The 26,434-nt window shown below is 48.8% G+C and carries 20 protein-coding genes; 13 read left to right on the forward strand and 7 right to left on the reverse strand.

Annotated elements, in window-relative coordinates; genetic code table 11:
- Positions 1-9: 9 nt before the first annotated feature.
- Complete coding sequence (locus OL444_RS06700) at positions 10-1,458, forward strand: hybrid sensor histidine kinase/response regulator (protein WP_264733996.1); 1,449 nt, start codon at positions 10-12, stop codon at positions 1,456-1,458.
- Positions 1,459-1,469: 11 nt separating this feature from the next.
- Here the strand turns inward: OL444_RS06700 and OL444_RS06705 are convergent, their stop codons facing one another.
- On the reverse strand, positions 1,470-1,703 hold the full coding sequence (locus OL444_RS06705) for a hypothetical protein (RefSeq protein ID WP_264733995.1): 234 nt from the start codon (positions 1,701-1,703) through the stop codon (positions 1,470-1,472).
- A 98-nt stretch (positions 1,704-1,801) separates the two neighbouring features.
- Here OL444_RS06705 and OL444_RS06710 point away from each other — a divergent pair, with 98 nt between their 5' ends.
- A complete protein-coding gene (locus tag OL444_RS06710; RefSeq protein WP_264733994.1) occupies positions 1,802-2,020 on the forward strand; it encodes a helix-turn-helix domain-containing protein in 219 nt (72 codons plus the stop codon).
- Here OL444_RS06710 and OL444_RS06715 read toward each other — a convergent pair.
- Together OL444_RS06715 and OL444_RS06720 are read right to left on the reverse strand one after the other, a co-directional pair.
- The gene (locus OL444_RS06715) at positions 2,010-2,237 is read right to left on the reverse strand and encodes a hypothetical protein (protein WP_264733993.1); all 228 of its coding nucleotides are present in this window, start codon (positions 2,235-2,237) and stop codon (positions 2,010-2,012) included. The two genes, OL444_RS06710 and OL444_RS06715, sit on opposite strands and share 11 nt — an antisense overlap.
- 88 nt (positions 2,238-2,325) lie before the next feature.
- A complete protein-coding gene (locus tag OL444_RS06720; RefSeq protein WP_264733992.1) occupies positions 2,326-3,156 on the reverse strand; it encodes a CvfB family protein in 831 nt (276 codons plus the stop codon).
- A gap of 156 nt (positions 3,157-3,312) precedes the next feature.
- Here OL444_RS06720 and OL444_RS06725 point away from each other — a divergent pair, with 156 nt between their 5' ends.
- On the forward strand, positions 3,313-4,149 hold the full coding sequence (locus OL444_RS06725) for a sulfite exporter TauE/SafE family protein (RefSeq protein ID WP_264733991.1): 837 nt from the start codon (positions 3,313-3,315) through the stop codon (positions 4,147-4,149).
- A 4-nt stretch (positions 4,150-4,153) separates the two neighbouring features.
- A complete protein-coding gene (locus tag OL444_RS06730; RefSeq protein WP_264733990.1) occupies positions 4,154-4,552 on the forward strand; it encodes a DUF1634 domain-containing protein in 399 nt (132 codons plus the stop codon).
- Between the two features lie 45 nt (positions 4,553-4,597).
- On the opposite strand, the gene OL444_RS06735 is transcribed toward OL444_RS06730, so the two are convergent.
- Complete coding sequence (locus OL444_RS06735; protein WP_264733989.1) at positions 4,598-5,962, reverse strand: alpha-L-fucosidase; 1,365 nt, start codon at positions 5,960-5,962, stop codon at positions 4,598-4,600.
- A 261-nt stretch (positions 5,963-6,223) separates the two neighbouring features.
- Here OL444_RS06735 and OL444_RS06740 point away from each other — a divergent pair, with 261 nt between their 5' ends.
- Positions 6,224-7,759, forward strand: a complete 1,536-nt coding sequence (locus tag OL444_RS06740; protein WP_264733988.1) for a sulfatase family protein — start codon at positions 6,224-6,226, stop codon at positions 7,757-7,759.
- A 49-nt stretch (positions 7,760-7,808) separates the two neighbouring features.
- Here OL444_RS06740 and OL444_RS06745 read toward each other — a convergent pair whose 3' ends face one another.
- Positions 7,809-8,180, reverse strand: a complete 372-nt coding sequence (locus OL444_RS06745) for a VOC family protein (RefSeq protein ID WP_264733987.1) — start codon at positions 8,178-8,180, stop codon at positions 7,809-7,811.
- Between the two features lie 402 nt (positions 8,181-8,582).
- Between OL444_RS06745 and OL444_RS06750 the strand changes: the two genes are divergently transcribed.
- A complete protein-coding gene (locus tag OL444_RS06750; protein WP_264733986.1) occupies positions 8,583-11,711 on the forward strand; it encodes a PQQ-dependent sugar dehydrogenase in 3,129 nt (1,042 codons plus the stop codon).
- Positions 11,712-11,721: 10 nt separating this feature from the next.
- Positions 11,722-14,880, forward strand: coding sequence for a chondroitinase-B domain-containing protein (locus tag OL444_RS06755; protein ID WP_264733985.1), 3,159 nt, complete (start codon positions 11,722-11,724; stop codon positions 14,878-14,880).
- A gap of 76 nt (positions 14,881-14,956) precedes the next feature.
- On the opposite strand, the gene OL444_RS06760 is transcribed toward OL444_RS06755, so the two are convergent.
- The gene (locus OL444_RS06760) at positions 14,957-16,471 is read right to left on the reverse strand and encodes a malate:quinone oxidoreductase (RefSeq protein WP_264733984.1); all 1,515 of its coding nucleotides are present in this window, start codon (positions 16,469-16,471) and stop codon (positions 14,957-14,959) included.
- Positions 16,472-16,719: 248 nt separating this feature from the next.
- On the opposite strand from OL444_RS06760, the gene OL444_RS06765 reads away from it, so the two are divergent.
- Positions 16,720-17,541 carry a metallophosphoesterase family protein gene (locus OL444_RS06765; RefSeq protein WP_264733983.1) on the forward strand — a complete coding sequence of 274 codons (822 nt, stop codon included), beginning with the start codon at positions 16,720-16,722 and terminating at the stop codon, positions 17,539-17,541.
- Positions 17,542-17,587: 46 nt separating this feature from the next.
- Positions 17,588-18,229 carry an SMI1/KNR4 family protein gene (locus OL444_RS06770; protein WP_264733982.1) on the forward strand — a complete coding sequence of 214 codons (642 nt, stop codon included), beginning with the start codon at positions 17,588-17,590 and terminating at the stop codon, positions 18,227-18,229.
- 55 nt (positions 18,230-18,284) lie between these two features.
- Here OL444_RS06770 and OL444_RS06775 read toward each other — a convergent pair whose 3' ends face one another.
- A complete protein-coding gene (locus tag OL444_RS06775) occupies positions 18,285-18,668 on the reverse strand; it encodes an SRPBCC domain-containing protein (protein WP_264733981.1) in 384 nt (127 codons plus the stop codon).
- Positions 18,669-18,713: 45 nt separating this feature from the next.
- On the opposite strand from OL444_RS06775, the gene OL444_RS06780 reads away from it, so the two are divergent.
- The 4 genes from OL444_RS06780 (at position 18,714) to OL444_RS06795 (ending at position 26,430) form a co-directional block, all read left to right on the forward strand.
- Entirely contained in the window at positions 18,714-19,082 is a 369-nt protein-coding gene (locus tag OL444_RS06780) for a VOC family protein (protein WP_264733980.1), read from the forward strand.
- A gap of 132 nt (positions 19,083-19,214) precedes the next feature.
- Positions 19,215-21,695: a bifunctional glycoside hydrolase family 9 protein/polysaccharide deacetylase gene (locus OL444_RS06785; RefSeq protein WP_264733979.1), complete on the forward strand. Its 2,481-nt coding sequence runs from the start codon at positions 19,215-19,217 to the stop codon at positions 21,693-21,695.
- Positions 21,696-21,940: 245 nt separating this feature from the next.
- The gene (locus tag OL444_RS06790) at positions 21,941-25,081 is read left to right on the forward strand and encodes a SusC/RagA family TonB-linked outer membrane protein (RefSeq protein ID WP_264733978.1); all 3,141 of its coding nucleotides are present in this window, start codon (positions 21,941-21,943) and stop codon (positions 25,079-25,081) included.
- Between the two features lie 20 nt (positions 25,082-25,101).
- A complete protein-coding gene (locus tag OL444_RS06795; RefSeq protein WP_264733977.1) occupies positions 25,102-26,430 on the forward strand; it encodes a RagB/SusD family nutrient uptake outer membrane protein in 1,329 nt (442 codons plus the stop codon).
- The last annotated feature ends 4 nt before the right edge of the window (positions 26,431-26,434 follow it).

Below are 26,434 nucleotides of genomic sequence, written 5' to 3' on the forward strand. Positions count from 1 at the left end.
TTTTGAGATATGGTAACGAATGGTAAGAAGTATATTTTAATGATTGATGATGATGAAGATGATTTTTTCCTGGTAAATGCTTTACTCCAGGATATCTCGCCTGATCAATATATACTGAAGTGGGTATCTTCCTACAAAGAAGCACTGGCCGCTATTGAAACGCGGACCCATGATTTGTACCTGGTAGATTACCGTCTGGGTGCACATACCGGTATTGATGTACTGCATCACTTCCGCAACCTGGGGTATAAAGCACCGGTGATCCTGTTTACCGGGAAAGGAGATTATCTTATCGATAAAGAAGCAATGCTGGCAGGTGCATCAGACTATCTGGTAAAGAGCGAAATCAATGCCGCACTGCTGGAGCGGGCTATCCGGTATACCCTCGACAAATTCGGCCACCTGAACGCCATTGAAAAAAGTGAAAAGCGTTATTTCAGCATCTTCGAAAAATCCAATGACCTCATCTTACTGGCAGACTGTGAACATAAGATTGTAGCTGCCAATCCGGCTGCACTGCAGGTATTGGGATATGAGGAAACGGAATTGTATAGTCGTCATTTGCCCAATCTGTTTGCAGAAGAAGGTACCATACAGGCCTTCCTGGATCAGCTTTGTACGGAGAACGGGGTGGTGCAGCAGGAGTATGTTTTCCGGAATCAGGCCGGGCAATTGCTGGATGTTATGATCAATGCCTCGCTGCTGGATGAAAAAAAACAATTGTACCTGTGCATCATCCAGAATATCACAGAGCGTAAGCGAAAAGAGCGGGAGAAACAGCAACAGGAAAAATTTGCCATTACCGGCCGTATTGCGCGGTTGATTGCACACGAAGTGCGTAATCCGCTCACCAATATTTTGCTGGCCGTATCGCAGCTGAAAGCAGATCAGGTAGAAGAGAATGCGGATATCCAGCTTTACCTGGATATTATGGAACGTAACTGTCACCGCATTAATCAATTGGTGACAGAGTTATTGCAATCTACCCGTATGTCGGAGCTGAATATGCAGCCACAGGGGCTCAACAGCCTGGCGGAGAAAGCACTGCAGCAGGCTGCAGACCGCTTGCAACTGCATAATATGCGGGTGGATAAAACATTGCAGACACCGGATCAGCTGATGATGGCGGATGAAGATAAAATACTGATTGCCTTGCTGAATATTATTATCAATGGTATTGAAGCCATGAAAGCGGGAGAAGGTATCCTGAGTGTGTATACCTATCATGAGCAGGATAAAACATATATTCGTATATCCGACAACGGTAGTGGTATCCCCAAAGAGAACCTGGTCAAACTGTTTGAACCGTTCTTTACCAGTAAAACAAAAGGAACCGGATTGGGCTTAACAGCCACCCAGAACATTATCCTGCATCATAAAGGAACGATACAGGTAGAGAGCATGCCGGGTACCGGTACCAGTTTCCTGATTGGTTTTCCGGTTGTACAGACCGGGTGAGTGGCGGGTCGTCACTTTTCGTAGCAGGCAATATGATAGAGTAACGGATCGGTACCTCTTTGTTCGTTGATCTGTTTACGTTGCCCCTCTATCATGACGCCGTAGGTATGTCCTTTTGTAGGAAAGCAGGCGGCGTCCATTGTTAAAGTAATGGATAACATTTCTATCGGTTGATTGGGCAAAGCTGCCAGATCCTGTAAAAATTTTATCAAAATGATTTCCAGCTTCTCTTTATTTTCTGTCATTTCTTATTTGATTATTAGTTAATTATAAATATAGTACAATTATACTAGTGATGTTGTACTAGTATAATTGTGCGGATAGGTTCTATATTTCCTTCGTAATGGAAAGGAATCCGCATATCGGTCAACAGTTTGGTGCCAATCTGAAAAGGTTGCGCAGGCAAAAAGACATGACGCAGGTGGAACTGGCTATTGAAGCAAATCTGGAACCCAGCTACATGACAAAACTGGAAAATGGTAAAGTGGAGCCTAAGCTGAGTACGATTATAGCACTGGCAGAAGCGTTGGGCGTGAGTGCGGGAGAACTGGTTACCTTATAGGTTGCTGCAACAGCTGGTAGTGGCCTGCAGCGGCACTGGCCTGTCTGCTGATGCAAAGGGTCAGGTAGCAGGTAGAAAAGAGCAGCAGGAGTCCAAGGCCGGCCAACCCCAGTACAAAACAGGTTTTTACGTCTGTTAATCCCGTATTATTAATAGGAATGGCGGCCAGTATGAGGGCAATTCCTGCAGTTATAACAAAAAGGGTTGTTTTCTTCATAAAGATAAGGTTAGGGTGATCGTCTTTCTAAAGATAACATATTTGTGCTATAACTGCAAGCTGTATTGTGTTAAAACGGCAGATCCGGTTATTCTTCCGCTGCTTTAAGCCCGGTTTGGGTGAAAATGACCTTCCGTTGCTTATACAAATTCCCGATTGTCATCTTAAACGTTTTTTTGCTCATGCCGAAAAAGTCCTGGATTTCTTCCGGAGTAGATTTATCGTGATAGGGCAGATAGCCGTTGTTTTCCTGTAGCAGCCGCAGAATTTTTTCTCCTTCATCTTCCACGCGTTTAAATCCGGGCTGGCCGATCACCACATCAATTTTATCGCCTTTAATCTGCCGGATAAAGCCTTTCAGCTGATCGCCGATATCGATGGGGCGGAATATTTCGCTGTGATGCAGGATACCGGTGTGGAGGTTGTTGATGATCACCACATACCCGATATCGGTACGGCGGTATACAATCAGGTTTACGGTATCCAGTTCATTGACGGTGAGGTTTTCGTTGCTCAGAAAACGTTCTATTTTTTCGGTAGCCGCAATACGGCCGGTCAGTTCATCAATGTATATTTTAACCAGGTATTCCTGGCCGGTGGCCATTTGGGTAAGCTGCTGGGATTTGGCGACAAACAGGTCCTTCATCAGGCCCCAGTCGAGGAAAGCGCCTTGTTTGGTGACACTCACGGCTTTCAGGTTCACAATATCCCCTACAATGCCTAACGGACGCTGGGTAGTAGCAATCAGGCGGTTTTCGGAATCGTGGTAAAGAAATACTTCCAGTTCATCCCCCACCTGTGTATTGGCGGGTACAAACCGGGCAGGGAGCAGGATTTCCTGGTCAAAGCCTTCGAGATATACGCCAAAATCAATTTCTTTTTTTACCCTTAACAGGTTGTATGCACCCACCTTTATCATAAAATACAATTAGTTATCAGGGTGCAAGTTACTTATAGATTACCGGATTGTCAGAATCATATTCTGCTTACTTTTGCAGTCATCAGAGATTTATCAGTGTGTAGGTATACCTGTAATTTGTGATCTAAACCAAACCAAACCAACCAACCCATTCTTATGACAATTTTGTCTTTCACGTTGATCCTGCTTTGCGGGGCCTTTCTGGCCGGCCTATTGGGATCGCTGACCGGCTTAGGCGGCGGTGTAGTGATTATTCCTTTGCTAACGCTTGTTTTCCACGTTGACATCCGTTATGCGATCGGCACCGCGCTGATAGCTTCTATCGCCACTTCTTCCGGATCTGCTGTTGCTTATGTAAAGGAAGGTATTACCAACATCCGGCTAGGGATGTTCCTGGAAATTGCCACTACCACGGGGGCTATCGTAGGCGCCCTCATTGCCGTGTATCTGCCAACCAGTGTGGTGGCTATTATTTTTGGCTGCGTACTGATCTTTTCTGCTATTATGTCTATGCGGAAAAAGGTGGCATATGCAGCCGATGAACAAGGCAGTAAACTGGCCCGCCAGTTAAAACTAAACAGTACCTATCCTTCTCCGGAAGGGCCGGTGGCCTACAGTGTACGGCACGTACCGGGCGGTTATCTGATGATGATGTTTGCGGGCGTTATGTCTGGCCTGCTGGGCATTGGTTCCGGTGCATTAAAGGTACTGGCTATGGATAACATCATGCGTATCCCTTTTAAAGTGTCTACCACTACCAGTAATTTTATGATCGGCGTAACAGCAGCTGCCAGTGCCGTGGTATACCTGCAAAGGGGATATATTTCTCCCGGGTTGTGTATGCCGGTAGTACTGGGCGTATTGGCCGGTGCGCTGGGAGGTTCCCGCCTGCTCATCCGCGCCAACACGAAAAATTTACGTATAGTCTTCAGCGTAGTCATTACCTTTCTTGCCCTGCAGATGATCTACAATGGTTTTACCGGAAAATTATAACGTTATGAAGCGATTATTCACGAAAAATTTCTGGGGCGATAAGGATATTCAGCAGCTCATCGGGCAGCAACTACGTGTAGGCGTTATATCTTCCAGTATTATTGTTTTTATCGGCGGTCTTATTTACCTGTACCGTCATGGGCATGAATTACCGCAGTACCATGAGTTTACCGGCGTGCGGGAAGGGCTGGACAACCTGCCGGGCATCTGGCGTGGTGTGCTGGCTAACCAGGGAAGGGATATTATTCAGCTGGGGATTGTATTATTGGTGGCTACACCTATTCTACGTATAGTCTTTTCCGTTATTTCTTTTCTGTTGGAGAAAGATTATCTCTATGTCGTGATTACCTTGATTGTGTTGAGTGTAATGCTGTTCAGCATGCTGGGCGGTATTGCCGGATAAATATACCACGCCCCCACGCCCCAATGGCGTAGGGGCGTGGCTGTTTTACAAGGTTACTTTTATCACCGTAGCGATGGTATCAGGTGCAGCTACCGGTACCTCAATTTCCAGTCCGGCTGCGGTGGTATGCGTGGTCAGTTTTTTATTACCTGCCAGCAGCCGTGCATGGCTGACCTTATCTTTCAGGTCCGGTATAAGCAGTTTGCCATTGGCCGGCCAGTCAAATACATGCAGGTATAACACTGTTTTGCCATCCGCCTGTTTCCGGGTATAACGTCCCCAGGCAGGTGTGCCCATGGCGCTGCCTTGCGTCGCATAAATAGCTTCTCCGTTTATCTTCATCCACTGGCCGATGCCTTTCAGCGCTGCTATACTGGCTGCCGGAAATGCGCCGGTAGCATCAGGACCTACATTCAGCAGATAATTTCCATTTTTGGAAGCAATATCTATCAGGTTACGTATCAGCGTGCCCGTTGATTTCCAGCGGTTATCATAACTTTTATAGCCCCAGGTACCATTCATCGTCATACAGGTTTCCCAGTCGCGGCCATCCAGCTCGGCGGCGGTAGGAATTTTCTGTTCCGGGGTTTTGTAGTCGCCGGGAAAGTCCGGGCGTTTGAGCCGGTCGTTGGTGATAATGCCAGGCTGCAAAGCCAGTACTGCCTGTAGTTTACGGGCGTATTCCGCTGTCATGCCGGTAGGCGTATCCCACCAGAGTACCGCTACTTCACCGTAGTTGGTGAGCAATTCCTTTACCTGCGGTACCGCTACCCGGTCGATGTAGTCCGACATGGAGGCGGTTGTTTGTGCCGGGTCCCAGTGGCCGGAATTAGCCTGCGTGTAGGCGTCTATGGTAGCAGAGTCGGGATTGGGCCAGCCTTCTGCCGTGGCTTTGCGGGCAGCTGCGCCACCTGGATTGTTCCAGTCCTGCGCATGGGAATAGTAGAAGCCCAGTTTAAGGCCGTACTTCTTACAGGCTGCTGCCAGCGGCTTTAACAGGTCTTTGCCGTAAGGCGTGGCGTCTGCAATATTCCATTTGCTGGCGTTGGATTTAAACAAGGCAAATCCATCGTGGTGTTTGGCCGTGATCACAATGTATTTCATACCGGCATCGCGGGCTGCTTTCACCCAGGCGTCGGCATCGTAGGCAGTAGGGTTAAATTGCCGCGCATATTGCTGATAATCGGCTACGGATATTTTGCCCCTGTTCATAATCCATTCTCCACCCCGGCCTATCTGTCTGCCATTGTGGACGCCAGCCGGCACGGCATAGATGCCCCAGTGGATGAACAGGCCGAAACGCGCTTCCCGCCACCATTGCATACGTTGCCCGCCTGTGTCGGCAGTCTGGGCGTGAGCGGCGGTGGGGAGCAGGCACCGGATTAGTAACAGGCAAATTAGTTTTTTCATGTAGTGGTCATTATTTGGTGATAAAAGTTCCGGTAAAATTGCAAACGATTGCAAGTTGGTGTAAAAAATAAGCGCATGCGCGCTGTTGTACTGCTTTGTGTGTTATGATTAGAGAAAGATCGGAAATAAAAACGGGGTAGAATGACTAGATTTTAACCATTCCTCGTGTTTTCTTCTCCTTGTTTTTTTATGGGTTAAACAATTACCATTTTAAGATGGCAGGTATTATCTTAGCATAGATCCACAACAAAAAGATCAGATATGGTGAACATGAAAGGCAGCTTTATGCTGGCAGCGGCTATTTGTATCGCCGGGCTGGTAACGGCACAGCAGCGGGGTGGCTATTCGCGCCCCAATATTGTATTGATTTATGCAGATGACCTGGGATATGGCGATATCAGCTGTAATGGCGCCACGAAGGTACATACGCCCAATATTGACCGGCTGGCGGCGCAGGGCATCCGGTTTACCAACGGGCATGCTTCTTCCGCTACGTGTACTCCTTCCCGTTATTCCATGCTCACCGGTCAGTATGCATGGCGTAAAAAAGGCACCGGTATTGCACCCGGCAACGCTTCCCTGATTATAGATACCACTATTACCACCTTACCTTCCCTGTTGCGCCGCGCGGGTTATGCAACAGCTGCGGTGGGTAAATGGCACCTCGGTGTGGGCGATGAAAAAGGTCCGGACTGGAATGGAGAACTGAAACCAGGTCCGTTGGAAATTGGTTTTAACTATTGTTGGATTATGCCTGCTACGGCAGACCGTGTTCCCTGCGTATATGTGGAAAACCACCGGGTAGCCGGTTTAGATCCCAATGATCCGATTAAGGTAAGTTACACCGCTCCTATCGGTAACGAACCTACGGGAAAAAAGAATCCGGAACTGCTGGTGATGAAATCTTCCCAGGGCCATAGCGATGCCATTGTAAACGGTATTGGCCGCATTGGTTTTATGCAGGGCGGTACCGCTGCACTGTGGAAAGATGACCTGATTGCGGAAACGCTGACTGCCAAAGCGCAGCACTTTATCGCACAACATAAATCCCATCCTTTTTTCCTCTATTTCGCCACACATGATATTCACGTACCGCGGGTGCCAGGTGCTGCTTTTGCCGGCAAAAGCGGTTTAGGTGTAAGAGGCGATGCTATCCTGCAACTCGACTGGACGGTCGGACAAATTATGCATACCCTGGATAGTTTACACCTGACGGAAAATACGATCCTTGTTTTCAGTAGTGATAACGGCCCCGTAGTAGATGATGGTTACCAGGATCAGGCAGTGGCATTGCTCAACGGGCATAAACCCAGCGGCCCGCTGCGCGGTGGTAAATACAGCAATTTCGATGCAGGTACCCGTGTGCCGCTCATCATTCGCTGGCCAGGCCACATAAAAGCTGGTGGTACTTCCGCAGCCCTGCTAAGCCAGGTGGATTTCATGGCATCTTTCGGCGCCTTAACCACTGGGCATCCGCTGGAAAAGCAGGAAGGACCGGATAGCTTTGATATGATGGCTGCCTTTACCGGCAAAGACAAGAAAGGACGTACTTCCCTGATTGAACATGCCGGTGCGCTGAGCATTATCAAAGGCAACTGGAAATACATAGAACCAGGCAACGGCGCACGTTACGACGAGGCAGTAGACATTGAACTAGGCAATGATCCGGCGCCGCAGTTGTATGACCTGCGCAAAGATCCCGGTGAACAAAATAATGTTGCTGTCAGGTATCCGCAGATCGTAAAAGAACTGGCGGCTAATCTGCAGGCACTTAAAAAAGCCGGCCGCAGCAGATAAAAAAGTAATCAGCGCTGTGCAGCATCCCGTGCTGCACAGCGCTGTTGTTTTATCCGCAAATCATCACATAGGCGCCTGCCGGATCCTGTATCAGACAATAATGCATGTCTTCCCACGCTCTTTTTTCTCCCAGTACTTTCCCACCCAGCGCTACACACTTCTCAATACTGACATCCAGGTTATCCACAATGATATAAGGCAACCATTGTGGTGGTAAATAATTGTTGTTGCCGCGTGCATGGCAAATGCCTGCAATGGTTTGTCCATCTGCCGGTTCGTTCATGCTGTAGTCATTGTAGGCGCCCATACTCAATGGCACTTTTTCCCAGCCTACTACACTTTTATAAAACTCACTGATACGGGTGGCATCTGTTACCGTCAGATCGGTCCATATAATGGTGCCTGTTTTAGGTTTTGGCATAAACTCTTTTTTTCTGATAAAATAATATAGTAAATTGATAAGATAATATCTTTTTATTTTGCAAACGATTGCATAACTTTATTTTATTAGCCTAATACCCGGACGCAACGCCCATTCTCTGACTGACCAGACTAAACCGACTGCTAATAATTATTACTACCGGAAACTATCCGTAGCACCGTGTTGAAGAACCTTGTTTCCCTGTTATTTTATCGCATGATTTGTTAATCATAAAAAAAATATATACCGTATGAATTACCCGTAACCCGTTCTTTTTAGTAACAACTTATTCCCGGACCGGCAACTGTTGCTGCGTATAACTGATATGGCTATACGTAACAGGAAGGTATTGTACCTGTACCGGACATATTATGTCATCCTCCAACTAATAAACACTTCCTTATGAAAAAAAGTTACGCAACTATTGGTTTGCTATTGCCACTGCTATGGCTATTGCTACCAATGACCCTATTGGCCCAGTCCCTGCCGGCAAATTTCCAGCGGGTGCAGGTGGTTAATGGGCTTAGCAGTCCTACTGCCCTGGCCTTTCTCCCCGATGGCCGCATCCTGGTGGCAGAGCAGGGCGGAAAACTCCGGATCATTAAAAACGGGAGCCTCCTGTCTACCCCGGTGTTGACTGTGTCTACCACGAGCGGGGGAGAACGCGGATTGCTCGGCATCGCCGTAGATCCTGATTTCAACAACAATCGTAATATCTACATTTATTACACCCACACTACCGGCCCGCATAACCGCGTTAGCCGCTACACCCTCACCGGTGATGTTGCCGGTTCAGAAACACCGATACTGGACCTTCCCAATCTGGGCGCCCTCTTTCACAACGGCGGTGGTTTGATATTTGGTAAGGATGGAAAACTATATGTGTCTGTCGGCGATAATAAGCTGGGCGACAATTCCCAGGATCTCGACAGCTACCTGGGAAAAATCCTGCGTATCAATACCGATGGATCTGTACCTGCCGGTAACCCATTCAGTGGCGGCGCCGTTCGCAGCCGGGTATGGGCCTATGGTTTACGTAACCCCTTCACCACCAGTGTGGACCCCGTATCCGGTAAGTTCTACATCAATGAGGTTGGAGATGCCAAATGGGAGGAAATAGATGACGCTACCGCCAGTGGTCGTAATTTCGGCTGGCCTGCCCAGGAAGGCCTTTGTTCCGGTAGCTGCAGTGGTATCACCAATCCGATACATTACTATCGTATCAACCGCACTGCCAGTCCTCCGGATGGCGAAGGTTGCTCTATCAATGGCGGTACTTTTTTTAACGGTGCTATCAGCAACTATCCTGCTGCCTATAACGGGAAATATTTTTTCCTGGACTATTGCGGTGGATGGATCAACTACCTGAATCCGGCCCGTACCTCTTTTGCCACCGGTTTGGGCGGCGGCCTCGTTTACATCAAACAGGGGCTGGATGGCAACCTGTATTACCTGAGCCGCAACAGCAGTGCGCTGTTTAAAGTTATTTATACCGGTACACAGGCGCCGGCTATTTCCACACAGCCTCAATCTATCGCTGTGCCACAGGGGCAAACTGCTACCTTCAACGTTATTGCCACTGCCAATCCGGCTCCCACTTACCAGTGGCGGAAAAACGGCAGCAACATCAGCGGCGCTACTGCGGCCACTTATGCCAAAGCCAATGTACAGTATGCAGATTCCGGCTTATACAGCGTTGTAGTTACCAACAGCGCCGGCAGTGTTACCAGTAACAATGCCCGGCTAACAGTTACCAGCCCTAATAATCTACCAGTAGCAACGATTACCGCACCTGTCAATAACGGCAAATTCCGCGCAGGTGATGTCATCACCTATGCCGGCACCGGTACCGATGCGGAAGATGGTACGCTGCCCGCCAGCGCTTTCCGTTGGTGGGTGGATTTCCATCATGCCAATCACATCCACCCGGGACCACAACTGCGTGACAGCGTTAAGAACGGTACTTTTACCATTTCAGCCGAAGGACATACGGAAACAGATATCTGGTATCGTATATACCTGGCCGTTAAGGACAGCAGAGGCGAATGGGATACTTCCTATGTGGAATTATTTCCGGTGACTTCCCGCCTGACGCTGGCCACACAGCCTGCCGGCCTGCAGCTGAAACTGAACAGTGTACCTATCACAACCCCCGACACCCAGGAAGGATTATCCGGCATGGTAAGACCGCTGGAAGCCCCTTCTCCGCAGGTGTTGAACGGTACTACCTATATTTTTGACCGCTGGGCGCATGGTGGTAATCGGGTACAGTCCATCACTGTTGGCGACCAGGATACCACCTTCCTTGCCTACTTTAAAGCAGGACAACCGGCACAGGACCTGACACCGGTGCAGGACGCCTATGTACGCGATGGCAGCAACGCCGCTATCAAACATGGCGTAACTGATTCTGCCTTCCTGATTACCAAAGTATCCCCTGCCGGTCAGCTGAATAATGCCCGGGAAGCGTATCTTACTTTTGAACTGGATACAACAGACATCCGGGGCGTATCATCCGCAGTACTGCAGCTCTATGGTAATGTAGATGGTACCGCGGCGCCAACGGTGCCCGTAAGTGTGTATCCTGTCAGCAATACTACCTGGTCAGAAACAGCCATTACCTGGAACAATAAACCAGCCAGCGGTACAACCGCCCTGGCAACCACCACCATCAACAACGGTAGTGCCGTATACTATTCCTGGGATATTACCAGCTATGTGAAAAGTGAGCGTGCATTGGGACATAAATTAATCTCCCTGGTGCTGAAAAGCCAGCAGGCACATGATCCCCGTATTTTCTTCAACTCAAAAGAAGCTGGCGCGAATGTGCCTAAGCTGCGGATCATTCCGGATTCCGGCGTAGCCCCGGCCTGTATACCTGCTACAGCCAGTGGCGATGATGGCAATGTGGCGGCCAACGCTATAGACGGTGACCTGAACACCCGCTGGTCTGCCTCCGGCAACCCGCAGTGGCTCAAGTTGTGCCTCGGCAATACCGCTACCGTTAATGGCATACAGATCGCTTTCTTCAAAGGAGATGCCCGCCGCGCCCTGTTTGATATTCAGACCAGCACCGATGATAATAACTGGAACACTGTGGCTACCGGTTTACAGAGCAGTGGTACTTCCGTCAACTTCGAAAACTTCTCCTTTAACGCAGTAACGTCGAAGTATATACGTATTGTAGGCCATGGCAATAATGTAAATGACTGGAACAGCTATGCCGAAGTGAAAGTAAATACAACCGGTAATGCCCCGGCAGTTAAAACAACCGCACCGGTGACACTGCATGTGTTCCCGAATCCGGTAGGCGAACAATTCACCCTGCAATACCAGCTGACCGGTAATGGCTATACTACCCTGGGTATCTATGATATGTCCGGTAAACTGGTACAGATGCCGATCAATGGACAGCTAACGGCAGGCGCCTATACGAAAACAATTTCCACTGCCAATATTCCCGCCGGTATTTATGTGATAAAACTGGTACATAACGGTAAAGCAGTGACTAAAAAATTAATCAAAGAATAAACGAATATCTATGCAGTTAAAACAGCTTATACAAACAGCAGGGTTATTCATCGGTGGCTTGTGTGTACAGGGATCTGTACTGGCAACAGACCGCTTGGTAACAACCGCGGCGCAGCTGAATACCGCTATCGGTGCAGCCAAACCCGGCGATAATATTATCCTTAAAAATGGCACCTGGAAAGATGTGACCATTGACCTGAGCGCTTCCGGAACCGCGGCGGCACTGATTACCCTGAAAGCGGAAACACCGGGTGGCGTCACCATCTCCGGTGCTTCTACCCTCACTATTTCCGGCAGCTACACTGTGGTAAGCGGATTACGCTGGACCAATGGTAAAATAGATGCCAACATCATCACCATCAAAGGCAGCTATAACCGCGTGACCCAATGTGCGATGGTCAATTACAACGCCGGTAAAAAATGGATTGTGCTGGATGGATTTAAACTACGGGTAGATCATAACCGTTTTGAAGGAAAAAATACCGCCGATCCTACCATGCAGGTAGAAGTGAGAGATAAAAATGCGGATTATCACCTGGTAGATCACAATCACTTCGCTAAGCGCCCGGAGCTGGGCGCCAACGGTGGAGAAACGATCCGCACCGGCTACAGTGGTCAGATGGACAATATCTCCCGGACGATTTTTGAATACAATTTGTTTGAAGAGTGTGACGGAGAAAATGAAATCGTATCCAACAAATCCAGTGAAAACCTGTATCGCTTTAATACTTTCCGGAAGTCCAAAGGGCAGTTCTGTTTCCGGCATGGCGACCGCAATGTGCTGTACAGTAATTTTTTCCTGGGAGAAGGGAAAGCCGGCACCGGTGGTGTGCGGGTGATCGGATCGAAGAATTATATCGTGAATAACTATTTCTCCGGATTGGATGCCGCCAACACCACCGGGGATGCCGTGATCATCCTGCAACGGGGCGAATCCTATCCTGCAGGAGAAGTACGTTTCAATCCGAAGATAGATAGTTGTGTGATCGCCTATAATACCATCAGAGATTACTCCAGTGGTAAAGCGATAGACCTGAATAATGGCGGCAGGCCGTTAGCGCCTGCCGGGGTGGTTGTAGCTAACAACCTGGTAAAAAGCAATGGTACCAACGTAGCCAATAATCTCACCGGTGACGAAGACTGGCGGGGTAATATTTTCACCGGTCCTCTGGGTATCAGCAATCCCGGTGGTATCGACGTGAAAGATCCGCAGCTCACCGCTGCCAGCTGGCGATTGGCCGCTAACAGTGTGGCAATAGATTCCGGTAAAGGTGGCTGGGGCGGCATTCGTGCTATCAGTGGACTGGATGTGGATACACAGGTAGCCTGGGATATAGAAGGCCATCCGAGAGTAGGACGTAAAGATGTAGGCTGTGATGAATATGGTACCGGTGCTGCTACGAACCGGCCATTGGATCCCGCGGATGTAGGCCCTTCTTATCTGGGCGGCCCGGCAGCAGCAGATGAGGTGACTGCCATCACGCTTGCACCCTCTGTGATTGCCGCTGCACCTGCCAATTCACCGGTAGCCCGCAACGGCCAGCTGAAAGTAATCGGATTGAAACTGTGCAATCAGTATGGCCAGCCCATTCAGCTGCGTGGTATGAGTACCCATGGTATACAATGGCATGGCTGGGGTAAGAGCTTAACAGCAGCCTCTCTTGATACCCTTGCCTATGGCTGGGGAGCGGATGTGTTGAGAATCTCCCTGTATGTGGATGAAGATGGGTATGAAACAGATCCTGCGGGTTTCACCGCGCAGGCGAGCAAACTGATAGAAGAAGCCAGCAACCGGGGCATGTATGTGCTGGTAGACTGGCATCATTTGAAGAAGGGAGATCCGAATACGCAGTTGAGTATGGCTAAAACTTACTTCACGGCCATTGCCAACGCTCACAAGAACCGGAATAATATCTTCTATGATATCTGTAATGAACCCAACAAGGTAGCCTGGGCGAGGATCAAAACATACGCAGATCAGATCATTCCGGTTATCCGCGCGATTGATAACGATGCTGTGATTCTCATTGGTACACATGCCTGGTCTTCTTTCGGCGTTTCTGACGGCCGGTCCGCCCAGGATATTGTGAATAATCCGGTGAATTTCCCCAACATCATGTATAACTTCCATTTCTATGCGAAGGACCATCAGACTAATTATCTGAATGAACTGGATTGGGCATCAGACCGTTTTCCTGTGTTTGTAACGGAATTTGGTACCCAGGAAGCTTCCGGAGATGGGCCGAATGATTTTACCATGTCGCAGAAGTATATTGACCTGATGCGGCGTAAAAAAATAAGCTGGACGAACTGGAACTATTCCAGAGATCCGCTTACAGGTGCCGTGTGGAATCATACTACGACCAGTGATGGCAGCGGCCCCTGGAAAGTGGCTAACCTGAAACCGGCCGGTGTGTGGATCAGGGATAAAATCATGAATCCGGCGGATGAATTTCCGACAGATACTACTACCACCCCAGCATGTGTACCGGCAAAAGCCAGCAGCGATGATGGTAATGTGGCTGCCAACGCGATAGACGGCGACCTGAATACCCGCTGGTCTGCTACCGGTACCAACGAATGGATTCAGTTGTGCCTGAACAGCGCTACCCGCATCACTGGTGTGGAAATCGCCTTCTTCAAAGGCGACGCCCGTAAGGCCAAATTTGATATCCAGGTAGGCAATGATGGTACCAACTGGACCAATGTAGCCACTAACCTGCAAAGCAGCGGTAGCTCCCTGAACTTTGAGTCTTTTACGTTTAATGCAGTAACGGCGAAGTATATACGTATTCTGGGCCATGGCAATAACGTGAATGAATGGAACAGCTATACGGAAATAAAGGTGAAAACCGGTGTGGCCATTACTGCCGCTATGATGCCGGAAGAACAAGCCACCACCAAAGCAGCAACGCCGGTGGTATTTACGGTATTCCCGAATCCTTCTGTGAGTCGGTTTACCATTCAGTTTAACTTACCACAGGCAGGATATACTACTTTGGGCGTATATGACCTGAATGGCAAATTAACAGGTGAACTGATTCATGAACAGTTACCGGCTGGAAACCATAGCCGTAACTATGAAGCGGCACAATTGCCGGCAGGTATTTATGTACTCAAGCTGGTACATAACGGCCGCGTGGCCGTGCAGAAAATATACAAGCAATAGACTGGCTGAATAAGTAAAATAAAACGCCCCTTTTGCATATATCGCAAAAGGGGCGTTTTTATGAAATGTTATAGCACTATACGGTTTCCATTTCTCTCAGTTCCAGGACGTCGGTAGTCCAGGTACGCAGCTGATTACACAGCTGTGGGTTGTTGAGCAGGGATTGACCGTAGGAAGGAATCATTTTTTTCAGCTTGATCTGCCATGCTTCTGTATCGATCTGATCTTTGAAGCAACGTTTCAACAGATTGAGCATAATGGATACGGCAGTAGAAGCACCCGGGGAGGCGCCCAGCAAGGCTGCAATGGAGCCATCTGCCGCACTCACCACTTCTGTACCGAATTCCAGGATACCGCCGTGTTCAGGATCTTTTTTAATAACCTGTACGCGTTGTCCGGCAATTTCCAGTTCCCAGTCTTCCATTTTTGCTTCCGGGAAATATTCACGCAGTGCTTCCAGCCTGTCCTGTGGCTTTTGGCGTACCTGAGCAATCAGGTATTTGGTCAGCGGAATATTATCGAGGCCGGCAGACACCATCGGGTGGATGTTATTCAGCTTGATGGATAAAGGAAGATCGAATACAGAGCCGTTCTTGAGGAATTTGGTGGAGAAGCCCGCGTATGGTCCGAAGAGCAGGGCTCTTTGGCCATCGATCATGCGGGTATCGAGGTGTGGTACAGACATCGGAGGCGCGCCTACAGATGCTTTACCATATACTTTGGCTTCATGTTTTGCGATGATTTCCGGATTGTTGCAACGCAGCCATTGTCCGCTAACGGGGAAACCGCCGAAGCCTTTTCCTTCCGGAATACCGGATTTCTCCAGCAGGGGCAGGGAGCCGCCGCCGGCGCCAATGAATACGAATTTTGCGTTTACCGTTTGTTTGTCTCCGTTTTCACGGTTCTTTACCTTGATCTGCCAGCTGCCATCGGCTTCTTTTTGCAGATCACGTACATCATGGTTGAAATGCAGGGAAACGCCCTCCATTTGTGCCAGGTGATCGAACAGGGCGCGGCTTAATGCGCCGAAGTTTACATCCGTACCCAGCTCCATGTGTGTAGCTGCTACTTTCTGTCCTGGTTCCCGGCCGTCCATGACAAGCGGCATCCAGGCTTTCAGTTGTTCAGGGTCTTCTGAATATTCCATCCCTTTAAAAAGATGACACTGTTGCAGCGCCTGATATCTTTTTTTGAGATAATCCACATTCTCTTCTCCCCAAACAAAGCTCATATGAGGAATACTTTGTATGAATTTATGCGGATCGGAAACAACATTGTTCTCTACCAGGTAAGACCAGAACTGACGGGAGACTTCGAATTGTTCTGCGATGTTTACTGCTTTTTTGATATCTACTGATCCGTCCTGCTTTTGGGGGGTGTAATTGAGCTCACAAAATGCGGAGTGGCCGGTACCTGCATTGTTCCATGCATCGGAACTTTCTGCAGCCGCTACATCCAGTCTTTCATATACTGCTATCGTGAGCGCGGGGTCGAGCTCTTTCAGGAGGGTCCCCAGTGTGGCGCTCATTATACCAGCGCCAATTAATACAACATCCGGACCTGTTTCAGACGTACTCTTGCTTCTAAACATAACCCATTTTTATTCGAGGTGCGAAGTTACAATCAAATCATTTAAGGGATGGCATAAAATGACAGATTACGTGACAATTAACAAACTATTTACAATTCTTTCTGAATAAATTGAAAGTTGCATACCTGGATAATCGGCCCGGGAAAACCAACACAGACTTTATGTTTCTGTTAATTAATCCGGTTAATACTGCTATAGTGGCGCAGTGTAGCTTACTTTTATCGCTTTAAAATTTGTAACTTAATCAGATGAACAGAAGAGATTTTTTAAGAGGCGTATCAGCAGCTGTGGTGATACAAGCCTGTGGAAAAATAGTGACGGCCGCCACCCGGCAGCATCTCAGCCGCGAGACGGTTTTCCGCTTTGTCGTGGCCTCAGACTGGCATTACGGGCAACCTGGTACGGATGCTACGCAATTTTATCATGATCTGCAAAAAGCATTTGCGGCTTACCAGGCACAATACCCCTGTGAGTTTTTTGTGCTGAACGGAGATGTGATTCACAATGACCCTGCCTTATTGTTACCTGCTGCTACTTTATTGAAACAATTACACCCACGGCTATACGTAACCCGGGGTAACCACGATATGGTAACACCTGCTGCCTGGGAACAGGCCTGGGGTTTTCCGCTCTGTCATGATGTGGTGATAAAAGACCAGGTAATTTTACTGGGCGACACCGCCAATGAAAAAGGACAGTACCTGTGTCCGGATGTCAGCTGGTTTACAGCGAAGCTGGAGCAATATAAATCAGCGTCCAACATCTTTATATTCCTGCATATTACCCCGGTGAAGTGGACCAAAAGCGGCGTAGATTGTCCCGAATTTCAGGACCTGATCCGGAAATATCCAAATGTGCGGGCCGTCTTTAACGGGCATGATCATGACCAGGATGGTGTAAAGCTGTTGGATGATAAAATACCATTCCTGTTTGATGGCCACATGGGTGGTAGCTGGGGTACCGACTACCGGGGTTTCCGGGTGGTGGAGTTAAAGACAGATGGCAGCATGGTGTCTTATCTCATGAATCCTTATCATAAGCAGGCAGAAAGGACTTTCGCCAAAGTATAATATTTTTATAGATATATTGGAGGCCGGCAAAACCGATCATTACACTATGTTGGAAGAATTAGAAGAACAATATGCATTTAGCTATCCTGCTTTGTACAAACAGTTGAACAAGGATGGAATGCTGGATTGGGGCCAGTTTGGGCCGGATTGGTATACAACCGTATTTCCGGACATTAAACACACGCCGCCGCTCTTGTTATTTGCCAACGATCTGGAGGTCATGAACCCGGAACAGGTGGCATTGCTCCTGGAAGACGGATTATTATTTGCTGACCCGGAGCACCAGTTCATCCCTTTCGCCACCAATGGCGCCGGTGACTGGTTTGCTTTTTATTTCAATCTGCAGGATGGCGATGATGTGCCGGTGGTACAGGTATGGCATGATGCCAACGAAGCCTGTATCCTGGCGAAAAACCTGCAGGACTTTATTTTTCTGCAATTACTCGAAGCAATAACGGATATGGACCCGGATTATCCGGGCTTAATTGAAGACGGGGATTTTGCAGTCAACTGCCGCAACATTTTACAGACACATACGCCTTATCTCACCGATCGGCAACAAGCCATTGTGGCTGCAGCCTTTGCGAAAGGTAAGCTGAGTGGTGAAGAACTGGACGAGATTGTAGAACAGGAAATGAACTTTGAATGGCTGGACAGCAGTTTCCCTTATCAGGTCAATGAAGATTGACCTGATCGCCATCAGGCATTGAAGCAGCACGGCCGCTTCAATGCCTGGCAGGCTACTATTCTTTATAAAAATCAATCAGGGCGCCAAAGTACTGATCATTCCAGCCTTCGGTAATGTCCTCATACGCTTCATCCGGGATGTTGGTATGCTTCAGCTCTACATCCGTTCCTTTTGGGGAACTGTGCAGTTTGATGGTAACGATGGAAGGCGTTTCTTCATCTTCCCCGAAATACCATTGCTGTACAATTTTTTTGTCCTGCTCAAATTCCAGGTTTTTACCTACAATGCTCTCTTCCCACAGCGCAAATTCAGAACCGGGTTCTGTAGACATTTCAGCGGCTTCTCCGCTCCACAGTTGTATGGTAGCCGGGTTGGTCAGGGCTGCATATACTTCTTCCGGCAGTGCGGGTATGATGAAGTGTTTTTTGTAATCTTTCATGGTTTCAAAGCTAATTATTATTTACCTTTTCTATAAAATGATCTTATGCAATTCACCAAACTGATCCCGAATATTTTTTATTCGGACATAAAAGTAGCCCTGCAGCTTTTTGTAGATACCCTTGGTTTTGCAGTTGCCTATAGTGATGATAAAGGAGAACAGCCCTTTTATATTATTAAACGGGATACGTTGGTCATCCACCTGATCGAATGCCGGGAATGGGCTGTCAAAGACCGGCCGGAAATAAGATTGGAAACAGACGATATCCACGCTGCCTTTGCCGCTGTTAATAGCAGCCACCCGGAATTGTTGCATCCCAATGCCGCCGAAATTACACTGAAGCCCTGGGGCGCCCTGGAATTTGCCCTGAGAGATGCCGAAGAAGTATGTGTGATTGTGCAGCAGCCGGCATAACGCAGGAGCAGTGGTCGGATAACAGGAATATGTGAGCAACGGTGGTGATCATCCCGCAGAAAATGAATATTATTGATCTGGCTTTATAGCCGGAGATATCTCCGGCTGATCTGTTTCACCAGAATCCGTAAGATGAAATATTTTCCACGATATGTCATGTGCTGGCTGTTCCTGTTATGTCCTTTTTTAATGGTTGCTCAGCAGCCTCCCACTACCTGGATACGTATTAATCAGTTGGGCTATCTGCCGGGCGGCAGCAAAGTAGCGGTATGGGCTACCCAACACGATACCCTGCCCGCCACTTTTCAGCTGGTGAATGCTGTTACTGGTCAGGTCGTGTTTACCGGCCGTTCCGGTGCTGCATATGGTCGCTATGGCCCTTTTTCTCAGACAGCCCGGCTTAACTTCAGCGGCTATACGCCGGAGGGGCAATATTACCTGCGAGCCGGCGCCACGGCTTCTCCTGTTTTTCGTATAGGCGATCACGTTTACGATGGTACTGCCGACTTTTTGTTACGTTACCTGCGGCAGCAACGCTGTGGTTATAATCCTTTTCTGAAAGACTCCTGTCATACCCATGACGGCTATACGATGTATGGGCCGATGCCCGACAGTACACATATAGACGTCACCGGTGGCTGGCATGATGCCAGCGATTACCTGCAATATGTGACTACATCCGCCAATGCTGCCTGGCACCTGCTGGCTGCCTGCCGCGATTTCCCGGAAGTATTTGCCGATCAGTTTACCGCCAATGGTATGCCTGGCAGTAATCAGGTGAAAGATGTGCTGGATGAAGCCCGATGGGGACTTGACTGGCTATTGAAGATGCATCCGAAAGCAGACTGGATGTTCAACCAGATTGCCGATGACCGTGATCATCAGGGGATGCGGCTGCCGAAAGAAGATGATTTTTATGGGAAAGGCTGGGAGCGGCCGGTATATTTCTGTAATGGATTACCACAAGGATTGGGGAAGTATAAGAATAAGACCACCGGCGTAGCTTCCACTGCCGGAAAGTTTGCCAGCACTTTTGCGCTGGGCGCATCGTTGCTGCAGGCCACCGATACCGGCTATGCTGCGTTGCTCCGTACCCGTGCATTATCGGCCTATGCAATGGGCGTACAACAACCAGGCGTTTGTCAGACGGCTTCAGTGCGGTCTCCTTATATATATGCAGAAGATAACTGGACCGATGATATGGAGCTGGCCGCCGCTTCACTATATAATATGACCCGGCAACCGGCCTACCGGGAAGCCGCCTGGCAATATGCGCAGCAGGAAACCATAACGCCCTGGCTGGGAAAAGATACTGCCGCGCATTATCAATGGTATCCGTTCATTAATCCCGGCCATGCCGCGCTGGCGGCACAAACCACCGGCACTCGCCGGGAAGCGCTTATTAATTATTATCGTACCGGTATAGAACGGGTGTGGGCCAAAGCCCGGCAGAATGCTTTTTATCGTGGTATCCCTTTTATCTGGTGCAGTAATAACCTCACTACTGCTTTTGCCACACAATGTTACTGGTACCGGCAGTTAAGCGGCAGCACGGCCTTTATGGAGCTGGAACAGGCCAATATCGACTGGTTGCTGGGATGTAATCCCTGGGGTACCAGTATGATAGGCGGCTTGCCCGCATCCGGCGACAGTCCGGTTGATCCGCATTCTTCCCTGGCTACAATCGGGCATTACCCGTTGGATGGCGGATTGGTAGATGGGCCGGTATATACCGCTATTTATAAAAACCTGATCGGTATCCGTCTCGCGGAAGCGGATGAATATGCTCCTTTTCAAAGTGAGCTGGCAGTGTATCATGATGATAACGGTGACTACAGTACGAATGAACCTACCATGGATGGTACGGCATCGCTGGTATATCTGCTGGCTGCGCAGGCAGCAGAAGGCCGGAAAAAATATACGACCGATGCCGGTGGCATCATCCGGGGCGACAGTACCCGGAAAACACTGACGCTGGTTTTTACCGGCGATGAATTTGCAGATGGCGGTACCACTATCCGGCATATCCTGCGGCAGCAACAGGTGCCTGGTGCTTTCTTTTTTACCGGGCGCTTTTATGCCACCCCGGCTTTTCAGCCACTCATCCGGCAATTGCAGGCAGATGGGCATTATCTGGGGCCCCATTCAGACCAGCACCTGCTGTATTGCGACTGGTTGCGGCGCGATAGCCTGCTGGTCACGCGGGAACAATTTCACGCTGACCTGGCAGCTAATACCGCAAAAATGACTGCGCTGGGTATTCCCGCTCCTGCTTATTTCCTGCCGGCTTATGAATGGTATAATGATAGCATCGCTGCCTGGACTGCCGCCGCCGGGAAACGACTGGTGAATTTTACCCCGGGTACCGGCTCAAATGCCGATTATACTTTTCCGGCTATGGGGAAACGTTACCGGTCGTCGGAAGCCATTTACCAGGCAATTCTGCAGTATGAAGCTACACATCCGGGCGGACTGAATGGTTTTTTGCTCTTAACGCACATGGGCACAGATCCCCGCCGGACAGATAAGTTTTATCGCTTATTACCCCGGTTGATTCATATTCTCCGGCAAAAAGGCTATCAGTTTGTACCGCTGCCGGTATTATTACCGTAACTATTTTTGGTGACTTGCGTTTTTTTGCCGAATTTCCTTCGCTGAAAGAAGCAAATAACCGAAATCTAATTCGGCGCTCATCAACCAGTATATCATCACTGTACCACCACCGCACAGGTTGTGCGGCGTAGTAACCGAAGAATAATTTACCTGAAACCTTGAATGGTTTAGCAACGTCCGGTGTGTTTACCCCCAGTTTCGCGAATCAACTTGAAAAACAACAATTTTAAAATTCTGTTATGAAAATGCATCCACTTAGGAGAATGGCAAGATGCAGTTTGTTCTTGCTGTTCTTATTCTTCAACTGCCTGGCAACTGCAGCATGGGCGCAGGTTAAAATCACCGGAAAGGTAACGGATGAAGGAGGCGCTCCGCTACCTGGTATCACCGTTGCTATCAGAAGTACCAAAGTAGGTACCCAAACAGATGGAGAAGGACGTTATACATTTAATACACCGTTGCAACCGGGTAGTTATACCCTGGCATTTTCCGGCATCGGTTTTTCCACCAAAGAAAATACGCTGGTCATCACAGCTAACACCAACACCTATACGTTGTCGACACAGCTTTCCACCGCAGTATCCAAACTCGATGAAATTGTGGTCACCGGTACATCTGAAGGAACGACCCGGCGACAACTGGGTAACTATATCAGCACCGTAAAAGCCGACGATCTGAATAAAGGCGCTTCCGGCAACGTGCTGGCAGCCTTGCAGGGTAAAACAGCCGGTGCACAGATTTCGCAGAACTCCGGTGATCCGGCCGGTGGTATCTCCGTAAAACTGCGGGGTATCAGTACCATCTCCGGTTCTACAGAGCCGTTATATATTGTTGACGGGGTGATTATTGATAACTCCTCTACCCGTGTTACCAACGCCGATCCCAGTTATGCAGGTGGTGGCGCTACTGGTGGCTCCGGCGGTACTTTTGTAGGAAATGTAGGTCAGAACCGTATCGTAGATATCAATCCGGCAGATATTGAACGGGTGGAAGTGCTGAATGGTGCAGCGGCAGCGGCCATCTATGGCTCCCGTGCCAACGCAGGGGTAGTACAGATTTTTACCAAAAGAGGTAGCAGTGGTGCGCCGGAAGTAAGCTTCTCTACCAGCTTTTCCGTTAACCAGCTGCGTAAAAAACTGGAAGTAAATCAGGCCCCGCTGAAATTCGGCGGCTCCCCGGATGTATCTACCCAGAACATTCTTACCCCGGATGTGAAAAATACGACGCCGGTAAATCGTTATGACTACCAGGATTATATTTTCCGTACCGGTGTAGGTACTGATAATAATCTCTCTGTAGCCGGAGGAAAAGATAAAACGAAATACTATGCTTCCGCCAGTTACTTCTATAACCAGGGTATTATCAAGAATACAGATTTCAGCCGCTATAGCTTCCGCCTGAACCTGGACCAGGAAATCAACAGCTGGATCAGCATGAATGCCAGCCTGAACTACGTATACAGCAAATCAAATGAAAAGCCGGATGGGAATACATTTTATTCACCCATGAACTCCGTGACTATCCTGGGTAACTATTATGATATTCAGAAAAGAGATGCACTGGGCCAACTGATGAGTGTGGGTGAGCGCGGACGGGTAAACCCGGTTTCCGTGATAGAGGATTTCCGCCAACAGCAACAGGTAGGCCGTATCATTGCCGGTGCGGGTGTGAAACTTCGCCCTATTAAAAACCTGACGGTAGACTACCGGCTGGGTATCGACCACTATAACCAGGACGGTACTACGTTTATGCCGGCTTTTGCCTATAACGTAAGCCCTGGCTTCTTTGGTGGCGGCCCCAAACTGGATGCTGCACAGAATGGTTATGCCAGTACCGGTTCCAACACGTCGTTTCTCATCAACCACGACCTGAATGCTACCTATAACTGGGATATCAACGAAAACCTGTCGTCCGTTACGCAGGTAGGTTATTCCCTGCAATACCAGCGGCAGCACTACGCACTGCAGCAGGGACGCGGCTTACCGCCGTTTGTACAAACAGCAGACCGGGCTACTACCATCATCCCCGGCGCTGATCAGCGTACCGAGTTATCGATCTCCGGAGAATTTATCCAGCAGAATTTCAAATACAGAAACCAGTTGTTCCTGACTGGCGCCCTGCGACTGGATGGCTCTTCTGTATTCGGAAAAAATGAAAGAAATCAGCTGTACACCAAATTAAGTGGTAGCTATGTATTATCCGGTACCGACTACTGGGAGAAACTGGCCGTATCCAAATGGTGGAATCTGTTGAAACTGCGTGCTGCTTACGGTGAATCCGGTAACCTTACCGGTATTCCTGCCTATGGCCGCTTCAATACCTATAATGCCACAGCCTTTATTGGCGCAGGTTCCTTCCAGTCGCCTAATACCTACACGGCGCCGGATGTGAAACCGGAAAGACAGAAAGAACTGGAGTTCGGTGCTGACCTGGCTTTCCTGAATAACCGTATAGGCTTATCCGTTAACTACTATCAGAAACGGGTGGAAGATCTGCTGATCAGCAGAGCGATTGCGCCTACCAAAGGTTATTCTTTCTACCTGAACAATATCGGTTCCTTACAGAACAACGGGATAGAGGTAGTATTGAACGCCACTCCGGTTAAAACCACCAATTTCACCTGGGATCTGACGGCTATCTTTAACCGTAACCGCAACAAAGCCCTGGATATCGGACAGGCGTTGGCGTTATATAACACCGTCGGCGGAGCGCCTATCGGCATCGCGAACGGAGAACCCATCGGATTTTTCTACGGTACCTTCTATGCACGGGATGCCAATGGTAATATCCTCACTAATGCGGCAGGCATTCCTTTGATGGAAAGAGGTGTACAAAACGGACCATTAACGTATACGCCTGTACGTGATCCGGCTACCGGATTACCATCTACCACCAATACGGCGGCGCTGAATAAAAAAATAGGTGATCCTAATCCCCGTTATACTGCTACCCTCACCAATGATTTTCAATACAAAAAATTCGGCTTGCACATCCAGCTGGATGCGGTACAGGGTGTAGATGTATTTAATGCGGATTTCAGAACCCGCCAGGGTGTGGATAACGGTAAAGTAGCAGAACAGGAAGACCTGGGCCTGCTGCCACGTGGTTATATTGCCGGCAGCTACGATATCCTGGAATGGAGGATTGATAATGGCTCTTTTGTAAAACTCCGCGAGCTGGCACTAAGCTATAATGTAGGTAAAATAAAAGGCTTCCGCGACCTCACCGTTACCGTAGGTGGCAGAAACCTGATTTCCTGGGATAACTACAGAGGATATGATCCGGAAGTAAATGCCGCTGGTCAGAGTACCATCCTGCGTGGCATCGACTTCGGTACCGTACCCGTTCCCAGAACTTACAACATTGCGTTGCGTGCTAAATTTTAAATCCTCAAAACAAGCAGATCATGAAACGATATATAAGCTCCATCACCTATAGCTGGCTGATCGCAGCACTACTGGCTGCCACTATAGGCTGCAAAAAAGATTATCAGGATCCGTCAGGTCCTTCGGCAGAAGAAGCCTACAGTACTGTAAACGCAGTGACCAATGCAGCAGTGGGCTTACAAAACTGGTATTCGCGCGACCGGGTAGGCCTGTTGTATACCACCGTTACTTCCGGCAGTTTGCTGACCGGCGAAACATTTGTTACCAACAGAGGTAATACAGATGAAGCGCAGCTGGGTACCGGTGGTAGTACGCTGCTGAATAACAATATTATCGTAACAGGCATGTGGGCGGTTACCAACAAAATCAATTATGAAGCCGACAGTATCCTGCGGAGAAGTCAGACCCTGGCCTTCCCTGATAAAGGTTATGCCAGCGGCCTGGTAGCGTACACGTCTATCTTCAAGGCCCTGGCCATTGGGGTACAGGCTAATTTCTGGGAAAAAGTGCCGTCAACCAGCGGAAAACCGAATGATGCAGCGCCCAACGTGACATTCATCTCCGGAAAAGATGGGTATAAAAAGGCAGTAGCGGTGTTGGATAATGCCATTAATGCGGTGAATGCCGCGCCTATCAGTGATGCCTTTCTGCGTAACATTCCGAAAAGTATCAACGTGGTGAATACCCTGTATGCATTAAAGGCGCGTTATGCTTTGTATGCCGGGGATTATACCATCGCACTGGAAGCGGCGGGAAAAGTAGACCTGACAGCAAATGGCCGGTCTTCTCTGCAATATAATCCACAGGTGATGAATCCGATCTTTACCCTCGTTACCTCCACCAATAACATTTATCAGGTGGTAGATTCTGCGATGGGATTGCCGGTAGCCCTGCAGCCGGATCTCACAGACAAACGGGTACCTTTCTATATTTCCCGTCCTGTTCCGCCGGGTCCGCGTTTCAGCATCAACGGATTTTTCTCTACCAATGTAGACTCTGTTCCTATCTTCCTGCCGGGCGAGATTTTGCTGATACAGGCAGAATGCCATGCCCGCCAGCACAATGTAGAAGAAGGGCTGAAAGCATTGAACCGGGTAGTGACGAAAAAGCCGGCAGATGATCCGTTCCGCGTAGGGGCTGATCTGCCGAAAGTAAATACTGCAGATGAAGCTACGCTGCTGACACTGATTTATAAACACCGTCGCATAGAATTATTTATGGGAGGACAGGAGCTGGAAGACAGCCGTCGTTTTGGCCGCCCCGTGACGGAACGTAAAAGGAATTATTTCCCTTATCCTTTTGTAGAAAGAAATGATAATCCGAATACACCGGATGATCCGGCTTTCTAGGGAG

This window comes from Chitinophaga nivalis, assembly GCF_025989125.1.
GTDB lineage: Bacteria > Bacteroidota > Bacteroidia > Chitinophagales > Chitinophagaceae > Chitinophaga > Chitinophaga nivalis.

Coding starts and splice junctions, on each gene's coding strand:
- OL444_RS06790 (WP_264733978.1), top strand. CDS start 21,941: ATGCATCCACTTAGGAGAATGGCAAGATGCAGTTTGTTCTTGCTGTTC.
- OL444_RS06760 (WP_264733984.1), bottom strand. CDS start 16,471: ATGTTTAGAAGCAAGAGTACGTCTGAAACAGGTCCGGATGTTGTATTA.
- OL444_RS06700 (WP_264733996.1), top strand. CDS start 10: ATGGTAACGAATGGTAAGAAGTATATTTTAATGATTGATGATGATGAA.
- OL444_RS06710 (WP_264733994.1), top strand. CDS start 1,802: ATGGAAAGGAATCCGCATATCGGTCAACAGTTTGGTGCCAATCTGAAA.
- OL444_RS06755 (WP_264733985.1), top strand. CDS start 11,722: ATGCAGTTAAAACAGCTTATACAAACAGCAGGGTTATTCATCGGTGGC.
- OL444_RS06785 (WP_264733979.1), top strand. CDS start 19,215: ATGAAATATTTTCCACGATATGTCATGTGCTGGCTGTTCCTGTTATGT.
- OL444_RS06765 (WP_264733983.1), top strand. CDS start 16,720: ATGAACAGAAGAGATTTTTTAAGAGGCGTATCAGCAGCTGTGGTGATA.
- OL444_RS06705 (WP_264733995.1), bottom strand. CDS start 1,703: ATGACAGAAAATAAAGAGAAGCTGGAAATCATTTTGATAAAATTTTTA.
- OL444_RS06750 (WP_264733986.1), top strand. CDS start 8,583: ATGAAAAAAAGTTACGCAACTATTGGTTTGCTATTGCCACTGCTATGG.
- OL444_RS06795 (WP_264733977.1), top strand. CDS start 25,102: ATGAAACGATATATAAGCTCCATCACCTATAGCTGGCTGATCGCAGCA.
- OL444_RS06745 (WP_264733987.1), bottom strand. CDS start 8,180: ATGCCAAAACCTAAAACAGGCACCATTATATGGACCGATCTGACGGTA.
- OL444_RS06780 (WP_264733980.1), top strand. CDS start 18,714: ATGCAATTCACCAAACTGATCCCGAATATTTTTTATTCGGACATAAAA.
- OL444_RS06720 (WP_264733992.1), bottom strand. CDS start 3,156: ATGATAAAGGTGGGTGCATACAACCTGTTAAGGGTAAAAAAAGAAATT.
- OL444_RS06715 (WP_264733993.1), bottom strand. CDS start 2,237: ATGAAGAAAACAACCCTTTTTGTTATAACTGCAGGAATTGCCCTCATA.
- OL444_RS06770 (WP_264733982.1), top strand. CDS start 17,588: ATGTTGGAAGAATTAGAAGAACAATATGCATTTAGCTATCCTGCTTTG.
- OL444_RS06740 (WP_264733988.1), top strand. CDS start 6,224: ATGGTGAACATGAAAGGCAGCTTTATGCTGGCAGCGGCTATTTGTATC.
- OL444_RS06730 (WP_264733990.1), top strand. CDS start 4,154: ATGAAGCGATTATTCACGAAAAATTTCTGGGGCGATAAGGATATTCAG.
- OL444_RS06725 (WP_264733991.1), top strand. CDS start 3,313: ATGACAATTTTGTCTTTCACGTTGATCCTGCTTTGCGGGGCCTTTCTG.
- OL444_RS06735 (WP_264733989.1), bottom strand. CDS start 5,962: ATGAAAAAACTAATTTGCCTGTTACTAATCCGGTGCCTGCTCCCCACC.
- OL444_RS06775 (WP_264733981.1), bottom strand. CDS start 18,668: ATGAAAGATTACAAAAAACACTTCATCATACCCGCACTGCCGGAAGAA.